General features: G+C 65.1%; 14 protein-coding genes. All 14 read left to right on the plus strand.

What is annotated here, in order from left to right:
• The first annotated feature begins 106 nt into the window (after positions 1-106).
• The 14 genes from AC1DQQ_RS16990 (at position 107) to AC1DQQ_RS17055 (ending at position 17956) form a co-directional block, all read left to right on the plus strand.
• Positions 107-1258 (plus strand): C45 family autoproteolytic acyltransferase/hydolase, encoded by a 1152-nt coding sequence (locus AC1DQQ_RS16990; RefSeq protein ID WP_478028991.1) that lies wholly within the window; start codon positions 107-109, stop codon positions 1256-1258.
• The gene (locus AC1DQQ_RS16995) at positions 1251-2846 is read left to right on the plus strand and encodes an ABC transporter substrate-binding protein (RefSeq protein ID WP_478028993.1); all 1596 of its coding nucleotides are present in this window, start codon (positions 1251-1253) and stop codon (positions 2844-2846) included. Before AC1DQQ_RS16990 ends, AC1DQQ_RS16995 begins: the two co-directional genes overlap by 8 nt.
• A complete protein-coding gene (locus AC1DQQ_RS17000) occupies positions 2843-3787 on the plus strand; it encodes an ABC transporter permease (protein WP_478028994.1) in 945 nt (314 codons plus the stop codon). Before AC1DQQ_RS16995 ends, AC1DQQ_RS17000 begins: the two co-directional genes overlap by 4 nt.
• Entirely contained in the window at positions 3784-4590 is an 807-nt protein-coding gene (locus AC1DQQ_RS17005; protein ID WP_478045974.1) for an ABC transporter permease, read from the plus strand. The genes AC1DQQ_RS17000 and AC1DQQ_RS17005 overlap by 4 nt, the downstream gene beginning before the upstream one ends.
• Positions 4590-6203: a dipeptide ABC transporter ATP-binding protein gene (locus AC1DQQ_RS17010; protein ID WP_478028997.1), complete on the plus strand. Its 1614-nt coding sequence runs from the start codon at positions 4590-4592 to the stop codon at positions 6201-6203. The genes AC1DQQ_RS17005 and AC1DQQ_RS17010 overlap by 1 nt, the downstream gene beginning before the upstream one ends.
• A gap of 124 nt (positions 6204-6327) precedes the next feature.
• Complete coding sequence (locus AC1DQQ_RS17015) at positions 6328-8568, plus strand: TonB-dependent siderophore receptor (protein ID WP_478028998.1); 2241 nt, start codon at positions 6328-6330, stop codon at positions 8566-8568.
• A gap of 317 nt (positions 8569-8885) precedes the next feature.
• Positions 8886-9980 carry an amidohydrolase family protein gene (locus tag AC1DQQ_RS17020; RefSeq protein ID WP_478045976.1) on the plus strand — a complete coding sequence of 365 codons (1095 nt, stop codon included), beginning with the start codon at positions 8886-8888 and terminating at the stop codon, positions 9978-9980.
• Positions 9981-10448 carry a DUF1801 domain-containing protein gene (locus AC1DQQ_RS17025; RefSeq protein WP_478029000.1) on the plus strand — a complete coding sequence of 156 codons (468 nt, stop codon included), beginning with the start codon at positions 9981-9983 and terminating at the stop codon, positions 10446-10448.
• Between the two features lie 15 nt (positions 10449-10463).
• Positions 10464-10820, plus strand: coding sequence for a DUF1428 domain-containing protein (locus AC1DQQ_RS17030; RefSeq protein WP_478029001.1), 357 nt, complete (start codon positions 10464-10466; stop codon positions 10818-10820).
• Positions 10821-10957: 137 nt separating this feature from the next.
• On the plus strand, positions 10958-11881 hold the full coding sequence (locus AC1DQQ_RS17035; RefSeq protein ID WP_478029002.1) for a GntR family transcriptional regulator: 924 nt from the start codon (positions 10958-10960) through the stop codon (positions 11879-11881).
• A 322-nt stretch (positions 11882-12203) separates the two neighbouring features.
• Positions 12204-13205, plus strand: a complete 1002-nt coding sequence (gene lhpI, locus AC1DQQ_RS17040) for a bifunctional Delta(1)-pyrroline-2-carboxylate/Delta(1)-piperideine-2-carboxylate reductase (RefSeq protein ID WP_478029003.1) — start codon at positions 12204-12206, stop codon at positions 13203-13205.
• Entirely contained in the window at positions 13198-14241 is a 1044-nt protein-coding gene (locus AC1DQQ_RS17045; RefSeq protein WP_478029004.1) for a proline racemase family protein, read from the plus strand. Before lhpI ends, AC1DQQ_RS17045 begins: the two co-directional genes overlap by 8 nt.
• A 21-nt stretch (positions 14242-14262) precedes the next feature.
• The gene (locus tag AC1DQQ_RS17050) at positions 14263-15942 is read left to right on the plus strand and encodes an alpha/beta fold hydrolase (protein WP_478045977.1); all 1680 of its coding nucleotides are present in this window, start codon (positions 14263-14265) and stop codon (positions 15940-15942) included.
• A gap of 310 nt (positions 15943-16252) precedes the next feature.
• Entirely contained in the window at positions 16253-17956 is a 1704-nt protein-coding gene (locus AC1DQQ_RS17055; protein ID WP_478045978.1) for a glycoside hydrolase family 43 protein, read from the plus strand.
• The last annotated feature ends 303 nt before the right edge of the window (positions 17957-18259 follow it).

An 18259-nucleotide genomic window follows, 5' to 3' on the forward strand; every position in this document is an offset into this window, starting at 1 on the left:
TTGTCGCGAAAATGCACGATGATTCACTCATAATGCATTTTTGTCTTTTTAAACTCAGCAAGACAGTGCTACCGACCCTCAAAGATAAATCGGGGGATGCCGATCGATGAGCAACGCTTGCCGTCTTCTGGAGATCTGGGGAAGCCCCCGGGATCGCGGCATCCGCTATGGCGAAGGCGCGGTGGCCGAGATCCGGCGGGGAACCTCGCATTATATCAACCAGATGGGAAGCCTCGGCCTGTCCGAGGCTGCGCTCGGCGACTTGGTCGAGGCCTATCTGCCGATCATTGCCGATTTCGACGCCGATCATGTCGAGGAGATGCGCGGCATCGCCCAGGGCGCCGATTTGCCGCTGTCGCACATCGTGCTGATGAATGCGCGGACCGAGCTGCTCAAGCTGGCCAAGGAGCCGGTGCTGCGCGCAGGGCTGCTCGCCGAGCGCGCGGCGGAAGGGTGCACCACGATCGTCGTCCAGCCCGAGCGCACGCGCGACGGCAATCTGATCCACGCGCACAATTGGGACTGGAAATCGTCCTGCGCCGACGCCTGCATCATCCTGCGTATCAGGAATGACGACGGCCCCGACATGCTGACCTTCACCGAAGCGGGCGGGCTGGCGCGGTTCGGGTTCAACAGTATCGGCATCGCGATCACCGGCAACTATCTCGAATGCGAGCGCGACTATCGTAACCTCGGCGTTCCGCTCGCGCTGATCCGACGCAAGGTGCTGCAGCAGGACAATCCCTCGCTGGCGTTCGGTGCGGCTTATGCCACGCCCAAATCGGCCTCGAACAACCTCGCGATCAGCCATGCGCCGACCGGCATCGTCCACGACCTCGAATGCGCGCCCGACGAGACTTTCGTGGTAGAACCGCGCGATGGCCTGCTCGTGCACAGCAACCATTGGCTCAGTCCCGTCGCGCTCGCCAAATTGCGCGAGACCGGCATTCCCGATTCACCGTGCAGTTTCTGGCGGCAGCAACGCGCCGAACGGCTGCTCGCGCCGCACGCCCGGATCGGGCTCGATGAGGTGAGGGGCGTGCTGCTCGATAAAGCGGGCGCGCCGCTGTCGATCTGCGTGCCGCCGCGTGCCTCCACCATGACCGGCAATACCGCGACCGTGGCGTCGTTCCTGATGCGCCCCGCGCTCGGCGAGATGCAGGTGGCGATGATGCCGCATGCCGGCGCCGACTATGTCCGCTACACGCTCGCCGCCGACGCGTCGGCCGATGCGGAGCGACCGACCGCCGATGCGTAAGACGATCGCTGGCCTGATCCTAATCGTGGCCGGCGTCGGACTTGGCCTCGCGTTCGTACACCCCAAGGCGCCGCCGCCGCCCGGATCGATGCTGCGTGCGCGGCTCAATGCCGACATCGCGTCGTCCGATCCCGGGATGAAACGCGACGCCAATACCGACGCGGTGCTGCTCCATGTCGTCGAGGGGCTGGTCGCGCTGCGCGAGGACGGATCGGTCGGCCCGATGCTGGCGAGCGGCTGGACGGTATCGCCCGACGGTCGCACCTATCGTTTCGCGCTCCGCCGCGGCATCCGCTTCCACAACGGCGCGCCGCTGACCTCGGCCGACGTCAAATGGTCGCTCGACCGCTATCTCGCGCCCTACAGCCATTGGCGCTGCAAGTCGGATCTGAGCGCCAAGGGGATTGCGGCGGTGACCGCGATCGACACGCCCGACCCCGACACGGTCGATATCGTTCTCGATCGCCCGGCGCCTTTGTTCCTCGCGACATTGGCCCGGCTCGATTGCGGGAGCACCGGGATCACGCATCGCGCCTCGGTCGGACCCGACGGCATGTGGCGATATCCGATCGGGACCGGGCCGTTCCGCTGGGGCGAATGGCGGCACAACCAATATATCGATCTCGTCAAATATGACGGCTATCGGCCCTTGCCGGGCGGGACCGACGGCAATGCCGGGGGCAAGCACGCGCTGGTCGAGCGCGTGCGCTTCTCGGTGATCCCCGATGGCTCGGCGGCGAGCGCGGCGTTGTTGCGCGGTAGCCTCGACGTGCTCGACGCGCTGGCGCCCAACGAGCTCGGCACGATCGCGGGCGCACCCGGAATCAAGCGGGATTCGGCGATGTCGGCGGACTTCTACGGCATCCTGCTCCAGACCGGGGCGCCGATCTTGCGCGACGTCCGGTTGCGGCGCGCGCTGTCGCTCAGCCTCGACGTGGCGGCGCTGACCCGGGTGGTGACTCACGGCACCGGCGTTCCCGACAGCTCGCCGGTGCCGGCCGCCAATGCCTTTTACGGCGCGGCCGAGCGCGTGCCGGTCAAGCGCGATCTCGCCACTGCGCGCGCGCTGGTCAAGGCATCGGGCTATCGTGGCGAGCCGATCGAGCTGATGACCAGCCACAGCCCGCCCGAAATGTACGATGCCGCGATCCTGGTCCAAGCGATGGCGCGCGATGCCGGGATCAATATCGAGATCGTCAGCCTCGACTGGGCGACGCAGTTCGCGCGCTATTCGAGCGGCGATTATCAGGCGACGATGTTCGGTTTTTCGGCACGGATGGACGCGTCGCAGATGTTCGGCGTGTTGATCGGCGACCGCGCCACCGATCCGCGCAAGGTGTGGAATTCGCCGCAAGCGATCGACCTGCTTCACCAGTCGGTGGTGACCGGCGACCGCGCCCAGCGGCAGAAGATTTTCGATCAGCTCGAGGCGCGCTTCCGCAGCGAGGTGCCGGCGATCGTCCTCTACAATACGCGCCGCGTGACCGCGTTGCGCACGCCGGTCACCGGCTATCGCGCCTGGTCGGCGCAGACGCAGCGGCTGTGGAACGTCGGGCTGGCCAGTAGCGGATCGGAGAGTGCGCGATGATCGCGTACATCATCCGCCGGCTGCTGCTCGCGATCCCGACTTTGATCATCGTTGCGTTGATGGTGTTCTTCCTCGTCCGGCTTATCCCCGGCGACCCGGCGCAGATCATGCTTGGCGAAGGCGCCGACCCGGCCGCCGTCGCCGCGCTCCATGCCGAACTCGGGCTCGACAAGCCGGTCTATGTCCAGTTCGCGACCTGGCTCGGCCATGTGTTCAGCGGCGATCTCGGCACGTCGATCACGACCGGCGAGCCGGTGTCGGCGTTGCTGATCACGCGCGCCGAGACGACCGGTATCGTCGTACTGATCTCGGTCGGGCTCGCGACCTTGATCGCGATTGCGGCGGGCACGGTCGCCGCGTGGCGCCGTGGCAGCGCGCTCGATCTCGCGGTGATGAGCGGGGCGAGCCTGATCCTCGCGGTGCCGAGCTTCTGGCTCGGCCTGCTGCTGCTGCTGGTGTTCGGCGTGTGGCTGCATTGGTTGCCGGTGGTCGGCTATATTCCGTTCTCGGAGGATCCGTGGGGCGCGATGCTGTTCCTGATCCTGCCGATCGCGACGCTGACGATTTCGGAAAGCGGCGTGCTGATCCGCATGATGCGGTCGAGCGCGATCGACGTGCTGCGGCTCGATTATGTCACGCATGCCCGCGCCAAGGGTCTGGCCGAGCGCACCGTATTGTCGCGCCACGTCTTTCCCAATGCCTTCGCGCCGACCTTGACGCTGGTCGGGCTGACGCTCGGCCGACTGTTCGGCGGGATCGCGGTGATCGAGACGGTGTTCACCTTGCCTGGCCTCGGCCGGCTGATGGTGACCGGCGTGCTCAGCCGCGACTATCCGGTGGTGCAAGGCTGCCTGTTGTTCACCGCGGTGATCTATGTCGTCGTCAATCTGGTCGTCGACCTGCTCTATCCATTGTTCGACCCGCGAGTGACGGTCGAATGAAGCGCTCGATCCACTCATTGCTCGGCTTCGGGCTGGTCGGCGCGTTGCTCGTCGTGGTGCTGCTCGGCTTCGTCTGGCTGCCTTACGATCCGCTGGCGATCGATCTCGACCATACGCTCGCGGCGCCGTCGCTGGCGCATTGGCTCGGCACCGACGAGTTCGGCCGCGACGTCGCCTCTCGCGCCATGCTCGGCGCCAGGATCAGCCTGCTGATCGCGATCCAGACCGTCGTCATCTCGATCGTGATCGGGACGGCGCTCGGCCTCGTCGTCGGCTTCCTGCGCGGCTGGACCGAGCGCGTGATCATGACCTTCAGCGACGCGCTGCTCGCCTTCCCCGGCATCCTGCTCGCGCTCGCCTTGGTCGCGGTGATGGGATCGAGCCGGCACAGCATCGTCATCGCGCTGGCGATCGCCTATCTGCCCGCCACGGTTCGCGTCGTGCGCGGCTCGGTCATCTCGATCCGCGAGCGCGAATATGTCGAGGCGTCGCGAGTCGCCGGGGACAGCGCGCTGTACACGATGTGGCGGATCGTCCTGCCCAATGCCTTGCCGCCGATCCTGGTGCTGGCGACCAGCCTGTTCGGCTGGGTGATATTGTCCGAAAGCGCGCTAAGCTTCCTCGGCGTCGGGGTGCCGCCGCCGCTGCCGACCTGGGGCAATATGCTGTCCTCGGCGCGGCCGTACATGTACGCGGCGAGCTGGCTGAGCATCGCGCCGGGTCTCTGCATCGTCGCGACTCTGCTCGGCATCAACATGCTCGGCGACGCACTGCGCGACCGCCTCGATCCGCGAGACAATTGATGAGCAAGCCGCTTCTCACCATCGAGAATCTCAGGATCGAGGCGGGTGGTCGGATCCTGCTCGAAGGACTGAGCTTTGCCGTCGCCGCCGGCGAACGGCTGGCGATCGTCGGCGAATCGGGCAGCGGCAAGACGCTGGCGACGCGCGCCATCCCCGGGCTGCTGGCGCCCGGGTTGGAGCGCGTGTCGGGGACGATCCGCTTCGAGGGCCGCGAGCTGACGGCGCTCGGCGAACGCGGCTTGCGGTCGGTGCGCGGGGCAGGGATCGGGCTGGTGTTCCAGGAGCCGATGACCTCGCTCAATCCGGCGCTGCCGATCGGGGTCCAGCTTGCCGAAGGGCTCAAGCTCCATCGCGGGCTCGACGATGCCGAGGTCCGGCGGCGCAGCATCGATATGCTGGCACGCGTCCAGATTACCGATCCCGAAGGCTGCCTGGCGCGCTATCCGCACGAATTCTCCGGCGGGATGCGGCAGCGGATCATGCTCGCCTCGGTGTTGCTGCTCGAGCCGCGGCTGCTGATCGCCGACGAGCCGACCACCGCGCTCGATACGCTCAGCCAGCGCGAAGTGCTGCAATTGATGGTCGCGCTGACCCGCGAGATGGGTACCGCGCTGTTGCTGATTACGCACGATCTCGGGCTGGTCGCCGAATATACCGATCGCGTCATCGTGCTCGAAAAGGGCGTGATGGTGGAGCAGGGCGAGACAGCTGAGGTCCTCGCGCGGCCCAAACATCCCTATACCGCCAAGCTGGTCGGATCGCTGCCGCGCAAGGATGGCGCGCGAGCGGCGATCGCGCCCGACGCGCCGTCGATCCTCAGCATGGAGAATGTGCGGGTCGATTATCCGGGCAAGCCGGGGTTGTTCCGTGCGGGCGCCCCAATCCGGGTGATCGACGACGTCACGCTCGATGTCCGCGCCGGGGAAATCGTTGCGCTGGTCGGCGCCAGCGGGTCGGGCAAGACCACGCTCGGGCGCACCGCCTTGGGGCTGAAGCCGCTCGCCGGCGGACGCATCCTGTTCGATGGCCACGATATCGCCAGGCTCGACCGCGCGGGCGAGCGTGCGTTCCGCCGCGACGCGCAACTTGTCTTTCAGGACCCCTTCTCGTCGTTGCCGCCGCATCTGCGCATCGGCGAGATCGTCGGCGCCGCCTTGCGTCACTTGCCCGAATTGAGCGCGTCCGAACGCCGCGAGCGCGTCCGCACGACGCTTGACGACGTCGGGCTGGCGGGTTTCGAGGATCGCCGCCCGCACCAGATGTCGGGCGGGCAACGCCAGCGCGTCGCGATCGCGCGCGCCATCGCATCCGAACCGCGCCTGGTCGTCGCCGACGAACCAGTCTCCGCGCTCGACGTCACCATTCAGCTCCAGGTACTGACCTTGCTCCAGCGTATCCAGCGCGACCGCGGCTTCGCCTGCCTGTTCATCACCCATGATCTCGCCGTGGTCGAGCAGATCGCCGATCGCGTGATCGTGCTGGAAAAGGGTCGGATCGTCGAACAGGGGCCGACCGACGCGGTGTTCGCGGCGCCGACGCACGATTATACGCGCCGCTTGCTAGCGGCCTCGCCGGCGCTGGCGCTCACGGAAACGTTGGCCGCGCAGCAATAATGTGTATTTTCCGGTTTACAAAATACAATTAAACATTATTGATACTAAAAATACACGAATCTGACACGGAGAGGTCGGGGTTGCGGTGGGTGCTTCGGCGCCCGGCTAGGGGAGTGAGACGAACATGAAGCTTTCGCGTGTTTTGCTGTTGGGCACATCGGTGCTGGTTTCCGGCGCGATGCCGGGATTGGCGTACGCCCAGGCGGCCGACGCACCGCCCCAAGCGGCTCCCGCCGACCAGGCGGCCAATGCCGCCAAGGACAGCCCGCCCGCCGAGGACATCATCGTCACCGGCGAACGCAACAACCAGTTCGGCACCGATACCGCGCAATCGGGCAGCTTCCGCAACGCCAAGATCCTCGACATTCCGATGACCGTGTCGGTCATCCCGGACGCCTTGCTGAAGTCGCAACAGGCGGTCGACCTGATCGATGCGGTACGCAACACCGCCGGCGTCTCGTCGTCGGGCGTCGGTCCCGCCTCGTACAACAACATCACGATCCGCGGCATCACCGTCGATACGCGATCGAGCTACAAGCTCGACGGCACGCTCAACATCCTGTCGTCGACCGCCTTTCCGCTCGAGGACAAGGATCGCGTCGAGATCCTGAAGGGCGCCTCGGCGATCTATTACGGCTTCTCGCCACCATCGGGCATCGTCAATTTCGTGATGAAGCGGGCGACGCCGGACCTCTATGTCGGCCTGCGCGCGTTCGGCGACAGCAATGGCGGTTATGGCGGCCATCTCGACCTCGGCGATACGGTCGGCATTTTCGGCTTCCGCATCAACGCGGTCGCCGCGCGCCAGGATACCGGCATCACTTTCGCCAAGGGCGACCGCTACCTGGCGTCGGGCACGTTCGACCTTAAGCCGACGTCGAAGCTGACGCTGTCGGCCGATGTCGAATGGTTCAAGCGCGGCATCGTCGAGCCGGCGACGTTCATCATCCCGAACGGCGCGACCAAACTGCCGCCGCTCGCCTATCTCGATCCGAGCAAGAATATCGGCGGGCTCGCCTGGGACACCAACCGGACCGAAGAACTCAACCTGCTGTTCAAGGGCGTGTGGAAGGTCGCCAAGGATTGGGACGTTACCGCTTATTGGGGGCGCTCGCATTTGACGCGCCTGCGCTACAATCCCGGGTTCGTGCCCGGCAACGTGACGTTGCTGCAGACCCCAGCGCAGATCGCGACCTACAATGCCTCGGTTACGCCCGGCAGTCCTACCTTCGGGGCGGGGGCCGTCCGGTTCGGCACCAATATCCAGAACGCGGGTTACGAAAATATCAGCTACGCGGTCGAACTGCATGGCAAGATCACGACCGGGGACATCACCAACAGTATCCTGCTCGGCGCGTCGCGGTCGCTGCGCAGCCTGGGTGGATCGCCGGCGACGCCGCGTACGGTGATCACAGGGGACAATTTCCTCAACCCGATCATCGTTCCCAACCCCTATGCGCTGGTCGCCAAGCCGCCGATCCCGTCGACGATCGACGACAAGGGCCTCTACGCGTTCGACGATCTGAGCTTCAAGAACATCATCCACCTGACCGGCGGCGTGCGCGTCACCGATTACACCAATGACGGTTCGACCAATCTCAACACCAAGCAGCCCTATAACGTGAAGCCGACTGCCTGGTCGGGCGGCGTGATCGTCAAGCCGATGGAATGGGCGAGCCTCTACGGCACCTATATCCAGGGCCTGGAAGAGAATGCGATCGCGTCGAACAACGTGGACAACGCGCAATCGGTCTTCCCGCCGATTTCGAGCACGCTCTACGAGGCCGGCCTGAAGCTGCAGCCGCGCAAGAACCTGCTGATCCAGCTCGCTTATTTCGATATCCGGCGTGAAGGGGCGTATAACGAACGCATCGACCCTGCCACCAATCTGCTGCACGGTTTCGGCGACGCGACCCAGACCTATCGCGGGTTCGAGGGCAGCGTCAGCGGCTATGTGATCCCGGATCTGGCGATCAACGCCACGTTGATGCTGCTCAAGGCCCGGACCTTCCAGGCCGCCAATGCGAACTCGCTGCACACCGTCCCTGGCGGGACGCCGGATGTCAGCTGGTCGCTGTCGGGTGAATATACCGTGTCCTGGCTGACGCCGAGCCTGAAGGTGTCGGCGGGCGCGTTCCATACCGGCAAGCAGGCGGTGGACGATACCAACAGGGCCTTCACCGACCCTTATACGACCTTCGATATCGGCGCGTCGTACGAGTTCAACCTGGGCGGCCACAAACTGGTCGCGCGGGTCAACGGCCAGAACATCACCAACAAGCGCTATTGGGCGGCGGTCGGCGCCGGCGCGCTGGCGGAGTCGCTGCCGAGCACGGTCAAATTCTCGCTCGCCTTCAATTACTGAGAGCAGCGATAGCGAAGCACGAGACCGGGAGCGCCAGACGCTCCCGGTTTTTTTGTGCCGATCGGAGACGCAGCCAATGAACTGGAAACGCAAATGGATCGGTGCGTTGGCCATGCTGTCACAGGCCTGCGCGCCGGCCATGGCCGGTCGCTACGCGATCCGCGACGTCACCTTGATCGACGGCACGGGGCGGCCCGCTGTTCGGCATCGCACGGTCCTGATCGACAAGGACCGCATCGTCGCATTGGGCGGAGCGCGGCTGCCGATCGGCAGGGCGAAAGTGATCGACGGCCGGGGCAAATATCTGGTCCCCCGGGATGATCGATACGCACATCCATCTCCGGGATACCGGCCCGGACGGCAAGAAGCGCAGCATGGACGTCGCCACCGCGCAGGCCACGCTGGCGGGGTTTCTGGCGCTCGGATTCACCACCGTTGCCGATCTCGGCAACCTCCCTGGCACGGTCCAGATCATGCGCGGCGCGGATCCGCGCATATCCGCGCGGCTGCTGATCGCCGGCCGCGTGTTCACCTCGCCCGGCGGGCGCAACGAGGATATCGGCATCGCACTCACGTCGGCCGATCCGGCGACGCTCGCGCGTCATCGTGAGGAGGAACATCCCGACCTGATCAAGATGGTTGAGGACAGCGGCGGGTTCGGCGGGCAATCCTCCGCCACCGCGCTGTCGACCGAGCTGATGCGCGCGATCGTTCAGGAATCGCATCGCCATGCGTTGCGCGTCGTGGTGCACGTCGCCCGCGAAGCGGATGCGCGTAACGCCATTACGGCGGGCGCGGATGGCCTGGCGCATCCGATCTGGGCGGAGGCCGAGTCCGAGGATTTCGTTCAGCTGATGGCGCGGCGTCGCATTCCGTTCGCGACGACCCTGGCGATCGCCGATCAATATGGCCGGTTGATGCGGCACCCCGAATACCTCGATCGCCCGGACTATTCGCTCGTGCTCAGCGAAGCCGAACGCGGCCGGATGCGTACTGAGCAGCGCGCCCAATTCCTGCGCCAGCCGACAGCGGCCTGGCGAGAACAAGCGCTGCCCAGCGAGATGCGCAACGTCGTCCGCGTCGTCCGCGCCGGCGGCGTCGCCGCGCTCGGCACCGACCTGGTCTCGGGTGCGTCGTCGCACCGCGAGATGCAGTTGCTCCGCCAGGCCGGATTGTCTCCGCTCGAGATCATCAGGATCGCCACCTTCAACGCGGCGGTCTTTCTCGGCCGCGATCGCGACCTTGGCAGCATCGCGCCGGGCAAGATCGCCGATCTCGTCCTGCTCAACCGCGATCCGACCGCCGATATCGACGCGACCGAGGATATCGCGATGGTGATGCACGATGGCTTCGTCGTCGATCGCGCGGCGTTGCCGGTTGCGGGGAAGAAAGGGCTTCAGGCAAGGAGGTGATTGGTTGGACTGCGCGTCCTATCCAGCACGCTTGGCGAACGCCGGTTCGACTGGCATTCTGAGAGGATGGACGCCCTTTTTCGTTTCCCGACCGCCCGTCGGCGCGATCCGGTTGTCGAACGATGGTTTGCCGATGCTGACGCGCTTCGCGGCTTAGTGGAACCCTGGTTCGAGCGATTGCGTGCGTGCGGTTCGGACGTGCGCGAATTGGTCCATGACGGCCGCCCGACCGCCTGCGCCGGCGATGCGGCTTTCGCTTACGTCGATGCGCACGCGGAACACGCCAATATCGGCTTCTTTTTCGGCGCCTTCCTCGACGACCCTACCGGCCTGCTGGAAGGCGCCGGCAAGCGGATGCGTCATGTCAAGCTGCGGATCGAACGCATGCCGGACGAGGGCAGGCTCGGGGATCTCATCACGGCGGCCTATCGGGATATTCGCCGGCGCCTCGACGACGCTCGGCCCTGAACGAAGGAGGAGGATATGTATGTTTGTGGCCTCGTCATCCCGGTGCCCGAGGACCAGATAGACGCTTATCGCCGCTGGGCGGCGAGTAGCGCAACATTCTTCGGCGAATATGGATGCCTCGAGATCGTCGAATGCTGGGAGGATTTCATCCCCAGCGGCGAGCACACCGATTTCCGCAAAGCGGTCGCCGCCAGGGAAGGAGAGAAGATCGTTTTCACGTGGCAGATCTGGACCGACAAGGCGACTTTCGAGGCCGCCGAAGAGAGAATGCACCACGACCCGCGAATGGATTCGGCCGGCGACCCTCCTTTCGATGCCAGCCGCCTCATTCTCGGCTGCTTCCAGCCCATCGCGCAGATGGGACGGGACTGAGTTACGCGCCCTTCCGAAGCGCATTGGGGAGCATGGCCTTGGCGCAAGTCGTGATGGGCGTGGTGCTTCCTTTTGCATCCTTGCGCGCGAAAGTGTAATCCGGAGCCCTGACTGAGCTGATGAAAGATCGAGAGAAAATGGCGGGAGCGGCTGCGCGCAAGATGGACATGGACAAGGCGCCGCCGCGCGCCAGCCGGCTGCAAGCCGACCTGGCCGCGAGGATCCTCAGGATGCTCAAGGACCAGGGCGCGGGCCCGGGTCACCACCTCGTCGAACTCGATCTCTGCCGTCACTTCGATGTGTCGCGCACCCCGGTGCGCGGCGCGCTCAAGCTGCTCGCCGAGCAGGGCGCGGTCGAGGCGCGCGCCAATCGCGGTTACGTCCTGCGCGGCCCGGTGACCGAGGCGCCCGATCTCGATGTCACCAACCCGGAGGATGAAGAGGACCAGCGCCTGTTCATCGCGATCGCCGAGGCGCGCAACCAGGGCCGCATGCCCGATCAGTGCAGCCAGCTCGAGGTCGCGCGGCTGTTCGACGCCAAATTGCCGACCGTGGTGCGCGTGCTGCGCCAGCTCGCCGAACTCGGGCTGGTCGAGCGCAAGCCCGGCAATGGCTGGTCGTTCACCCTGCCGATCAATTCGGGGCGCGCACGCGCGGAGAGCTATGCCTATCGCGCGGTGATCGAGCCCGCCGGACTGCTCGAATCCACGTTCGAACTCGACCGCGAATGGCTCGATCGCATCCGCGCCGAGCATCTCGCTTTCCGCAAGCGCAAATGGCGCGACACGCTGTCGGTCGAATTGTTCGCGATCAACGCCGATTTCCACGAAGGCATCGCGCGTTGTTCGGGCAATCGCTATTTTCTCGACGCGGTGCAGCGGCAGAACAAGTTGCGCTCGTTCATGAACATCCAGTGGATCAACGGGGCCCAGCGCGTGATCGACTCGATCGACGAACATCTCGAGATCATGGACGCAATGGAAGCCGGCGATAACCAGAAGGCGCACGATCTGATGAAGGCGCATCTGGTGCTGGCGCGCGACGTCGAGGCGACGGTCTGAGTTAATTCGAGATTTAACGGGCGGGATCTCAGGCAGCTATCTACTAAGCATTTGCCTAAACCCCATCGTCACCCCGGCCTTGTGCCGTGTTCAAGCTTTGGCCTGCCCCCGGCAGGCCAAAATCGTGTCCGGGGGACACGATTTCGCTTTGAACACCACTCCTCCCCAAGCGAGCTGGGGTGTTGTGGCGCGGTGGATGCCGGGACAAGCCCGGCATGACGAAGAGGTGCCCGCCACCTGATCGGCGTACATAAAGATGTTGTATTTTTAAATCCAATAGGACAAAGTTGCCGCTCGATCGGGAGCGACGGCGACGATGCGATTGGATGATTCCACAGCTGGGCCGGTTCATGGTGGGGGAGACGCGACGATACCGGTGATCGGTGCGGCGGAAACGCGCGATGCGCTGCCGTTCGACGCGCTGATCCCGGCATTGAAGACCGCCTTTACCGCCGGCGCGACGGTGCCCGAGCGGCATCACCACCATATTCCTCATCCCGATGGCGACGGTGTTCTGTTGTTGATGCCCGCCTGGAGCGGCGGCCTGCTCGGGACCAAGGTCGCCACCATTCATCCCGGCAACACTGCGCGCGGATTGCCGAGCGTTCACAGCACCTACCTGCTCGCCAATGCCGCGACGGGCGCGCCGCTCGCCTTGCTCGACGGCAATGAGATCACGACGCGCCGGACGATCGCGGTGTCGGCGCTCGCCGCTTCCTACCTCGCGCACGAAGACGCGGCCGACTTGCTGATCGTCGGGGCAGGGCGGATCGCGGCGCTCGCCGCCGAGGCCTTCGCTGCGGTCCGTCCGATCCGATCGGTGTCGGTGTGGAACCGCGATATGGCCAAAGCCGAACGGCTCATGGCCGAGTTGCGGGCAGCGGGTTTCGCAGCGAAGGCAGCGGCATCGCTCGAAGACGCGGCGCGCCGGGCCGACATCATCACCTGCGCCACGCCCTCGACCGCGCCGATCGTCCATGGCGACTGGCTGCAACCCGGCACGCATCTCGACCTGATCGGGAGCTTCACACCGGCCATGCGCGAAGCCGACGACGCCTGCTTCGCGCGCGGGCACATCTATGTCGACACGCGCGACGCCTTGGCCGAGGCCGGCGACCTGACCGGCCCGATCGCGGCGGGAATCATCACGTCGGATGATATCCGCGGCACGCTCGCGGACCTATGCGCCGGCCGCGTCGCTGGTCGGACCTCGGCCGACGACATCACCGTCTTCAAATCGGTCGGCACCGCGCTCGCCGATCTCGCCGCCGCGGCCATGGTCCAGGCGCGGCGTGGCGCATCGGGAGTTTGCGACCTTGGCTGAAGCGCGAACCCTCCATGTCGTCGACCTGCACACCGCGGCCGAGCCCGTGCGGATCGTCGAGCGCGGCTATCCCGAGCTTCGCGGCGCGACGATCCTGGAGAAGCGCCGCGACGCACTCGAGCGGTTCGATGATTTGAGGCGGATGCTGATGCTCGAGCCGCGCGGTCATGCTGGCATGTACGGCGTCATCCCGACCGCGCCGTGCCATCCCGATGCCGATCTCGCGGTGCTGTTCACGCACCAGGAAGGGTACAGCACGATGTGCGGTCACGCGACGATCGCGATCGGCCGCTGGGCGGTCGATACCGGGCGCGTCGCGATGGTCGATGGGCGCGCCAGTTTCGGGCTCGAGGCGCCGTGCGGCGTGGTTCGGGTCGAGGTCGAGGCGGCGGACGATGGCGGCGCGCCGCTCGTCGCGTTCGAAAGCGTCGACTCCTTTGCCAGCCATCTCGACCAATCGGTCGACGTGCCGGGATTCGGACCGGTCGGCTTCGATATCGCGTTCGGCGGTGCCTATTACGCGATTCTCCCCGCGTCGCGCATCGGCCTGTCGCTGATGGACACGCCGCTCGGCGACCTCGTCGCGGCGGGCGTGGCGATCACCGATGCAGTGCGCGGGGCGGTCGTGATCGAGCATCCGACCGAGCGTGATCTGTCCTTCCTCTACGGCACGATCCTGACCGATGACGTGGCGCTCGGCGATCATAAAGGGCAGCCGAGCTACAATCTCTGCATCTTCGCCGAGGGCCAGATCGACCGCTCGCCGACCGGTAGCGGCGTGACCGCGCGGATCGCGCTGGCCGGCGCGCGGGGCGAGATGGCGGTCGGGCAGCGATGCGAGATCCGCGGCGTGTCGGGCGAAGGCTTTGTCGGCTCGCTCGCGCGGCACGAGCAACGCGATGGCGGTGCCGTCTCGCGCGTCCGCGTGGCCGGGCGATCCTATTATGCCGCGCGCAGCGAATTCATCGCCGAACTTGGCGACCGCTTCGCCCATGGCTTCGAGCTGCCCGCGCGGTTCGCCGATCTTCCACGATAAAAATCAGATCCGGAGAGCGAAATGAAGAGATGGACCGTCGCGTTGCTCGCCACGTTGGGGGCAGTGACATGCGCGACCGCCGCCGAGGCCAAGGATCACCCTAAGCACAAGGCGCAGGCGCTGCCCGCGGCGATGTTCCCGCCGACCGAGTGCGAAGCCTATGTCGCCTATGACCGCGACATGAAGCTGCCCGGCTATATCCTGCCGACCAAGGCGGGGCCCAGGACCTGCATTCCGTTCACCAGCGTCGCGGCGCGCAAGCCCAAGGCCTATCGCGGCGATTTCTACGTCACCAACTTCACCGACGAGAAGCTCCGCGAACGCTGGAAGAAGTGCAAGGACGACAAGGAATGCCACAAGCGCGTCTATGAGCAGGTGCTCAAACGCCATCCGCCGAACAAGGAATATGCGCTCAAGGATGCGCACGGCCGCTATCTGCTCGGCAAGATCGAGGAGAAGGGCGGGGCCACCGACCTGAGCCAGATCCGCCGGCCCGGTTTCTTCGCACGCGCGCCCTATAACGAGCCGATCGCCGCAGCCGATCCCGACACCTACATCGTCGAATTCACCGCGCCGGTCGAAGCGTATGAACGCATCCACATGAAGATGACCGGCGATATCAGGATTCGCGGCTGGTACATTCGCGGCGCCGGGATCGATGACGGCAAAGGCGGCCGCAAGCGCGCGCTGATCGTCATGAACGGCGGCGGCGGCGACCGCGTCACCGCGCTCGATGACCCCAAGGACGTCGCCTACACCGTCGATCCCAAGACCGGCGTGACCATTCCCGACGACGACTGGCCCAAGGGCGGCACCGGCGTGCAGGGCGAGCGCTTCTGGCGCCAGGCCTGGTATCGCCTGCATCAGGCCGGGTTCGACGTGCTGGCGATGGACCGCCGCGGCATCGGCATTTCGGGCGGCTATAGCGACACCAACACGCTGCAGCAGGGGCACGATCTGCTCGACATCGTCGCGGCGTTGCGGAGCGGGCAGGGGATGCGCGCGCTTGGCCCCGACGGCAAGCTGACCCGGGGCGCGGATGCCGCCGCGGCGGCCCATGGCGGCGATCCGAGCCAGGGCCTGCCGGTCTTCTTCATGGGCAGCTCGCGCGGCACGATGGCGAGCGGCTGGGCGATGACGATCAATTTCGACAAGGATTGCAGCTACGACCTGCCCAAGATCACCTGCACCGGGCCGCGCCGCGATCCGCACATTGCGGGTGCGATCCTGGTCGCCGATTTCTCGAGCGGCGTGGGCTATCTCGAATCCGAAACCAGCCCGAAGGATGACGGGCGCGGGCCAGGGCGCGATCGCGGGCTGTTCATCGGTGGGATCGAGCAGGAGAACAACATCGTGTTCTTCCCGAGCTCGGCGATCCTCGCGGGCATGAGCAAATGGCCGAGCGCGTTCTTCGCGCGCGGGCTGTGGTGCTACGCCGACGGGCTGGAAGGCGAGGTCGCCTCGTACGAGCGGGTCAAGGGGCTGAAGGACCTAGTCGTGGTGCGCGGCCCGCATGCCTGGGAGACGTGGCCGACCGAGGAGAAGCTGCGCGTGCAGGACCGGGTGATCGCCTATGCGCGTGCGGTCGTGCTTGGGTCGACGTCGATCCCGGGGCGGCGGACGTGGCGGAACATGAAGGAACTGGTCGCGACGAGCAGCGATGTGTGGGAACCGTCGACCAAGCCGACTTTGGTGCCGTAGGGCGAGGCGGGTAAACATGTCTTGGCCGTACATTATGCGGGCGTCACATGCGTTGTGGTCAGCCCGTTCCTCATGGACATTCCCATGACACGAGGCCGTATCGAGGAAGAGGGTAAGAGCGCCTGGGCGCTATGATATCGGAATCGTGCGCGCCCTCCTCTCGGGATGGATGCGTGGCATCGTCGGAATCCGCACAAATGCCTTGCGCTGGCTATGTAAATGTCAGACAAATGACTAATTAAGAAGGCCGTATTGTCGAGTTCAGGTTGCAGGCCTGGCCTGCCCGCGCTCGACCTCCCAGGAAACGCCGATGATCAGGATCGCCGCCATTTCGGCTATCGCTTTCACCTGCGCCGTGCCCCAGGGCGCAATTGCCGGTGACGCCAGCTTTGCCTATTTCCGTTATGTTGGCCGCAGCCAGGAAAGAATTACTCTAGGGCGCCGGCAATACCGCAACCCGATCGTGTCGGGCTACGCGCCAGATCCGAGCATCGTCCGCGTGGGGCCGGACTATTATCTGGTCAATTCCAGCTTCGCCAACTTCCCCGGATTGCCGATCTATCACTCCCGCGATCTGGTGACATGGCGGCAAATCGGCAACGCCATCAGCCGGGTCGGCCAGTCTGACTTCGCGGGCCAACAGGTTTCGGGCGGCATCATGGCGCCGGACATTTCCTATCGCGACGGCACCTTCTACATCGTCTGCACGAATAACCGGAATTTCGTGATTACGGCAAAGTCCCCGCAGGGGCCATGGTCGGATCCCGTCTGGTTCGATTTTGCCGGCATCGACCCGTCATTGTTCTGGGATGATGACGGAAAGGCCTATGTCGTAAACAACGGTCCCCCCGAAGGTCCGGCCAGATTTCCCGGGCACCGTGTCCTGTGGCTCCAGGCGTTCGACCCGGTTACCAAAGCCATGGTCGGGCCGCGCATCCCCTTGGTTGGAGGCGGTGACAATCCGCCGCATCTGTTCTGGCCCGAGGGTCCGCACATTTTCAAGAAGGATCGATGGTATTACCTGATTGCCGCCGAGGGCGGCACCGGACCGGACGAGCATCATTCGGAAATCGTCTTCCGCAGCCGCAAGATCGGCGGCCCCTACGAGGCTTTCAAAGGCAATCCGATCCTCACCCAGGCCGATCTGCCGGCGACGCGGCCGCACCCGATCGAAGCCGCTGGTCATGCAAAGTTCGTTACGACGCCGTCAGGAGACTGGTGGGCGGTCTTTCTGGCGGCCCGCGCCTACGCTCCAGGCTTCTACAATATCGGACGGGAAACCTACCTGTTGCCCGTCAACTGGTCGGCCGACGGATGGCCGACCATATTGGAACACGGGACAGCGATTCCCTTCGCCGTGGACAGGCCTGCGTCCGCAGGAGCGACTGAACCCGGTGCGCCTCAAAGCGGCGACTTCTCCTATATCGACAAATTCGATGAGAAGCGCCTGGGTCTGGGCTGGATGGGCGTCCGGATGCCGACCAAGGCCTTCTTCCATCTCGACCATGGCCGTCTGGTCATGGCGCCGGGACATCCCATCGGAGACATCTCCGCAACGCCGGCCTTCATTGCCCGCAAGCAAGCCCACGCCACGGCAGAGGTATCGACCGCGCTGGACTATGAGCCCGGCCGCGATGGCGATCGCGCAGGCCTTGTCGCGCTCCAGAGCGATGACGCCTATCTTTTTCTCGGCGTGATCAAGGTTCAGGGCAGGCGGCGGATCGCCGTCATGCGCCGTGAAACGGCAGGCGATCCGCAGGCGGGAAGGTTGGTTTCGTCGGCCGTCCTGCCGCGCCGCGCGCGTACGGTCCGCCTCAGGCTGAAAATCGACGGTGGAGCGCTTAGCGCGTCGTACGCCTGGGGCAAACAGGGATGGAAGCTCCTGCCGACTGGCGGAGACGCGACTTTCCTCAGTACCAAAAAGGCCGGAGGCTTTGTTGGAACGATTATCGGATTAGCGAACGAAACCAATCCGCCGAACAGCCCCGCCCCCGCTGCATCGCCAAAACCTTAGAATTACGGCGACGGGTGCGACAATACCGAATTATCGTTTAGGGATTTATGCTCCCGTTGTCTAATTGATATTGGCATGATGTGGTTTTTCTCAAGTATGCGCGACCGTCATCTATGGTTGTCTTCGAGGTCATCGACTGACTGAGGAGCTGTGATTGTCGATGCCATCATGGTTGCGGTCAGGCGGTAACTATCGAGCGCCTCCAGGTCACCGACGAGCTTGATGCTCTACACGTGCAACGAGGTCGCTCGTCTGGATGTCCGGTCAGTCTGAGCCTTCAGGCCCATTGGAAGCTATTGCCGG

This window comes from Sphingomonas sp. P4_G3 (genome assembly GCF_056401105.1).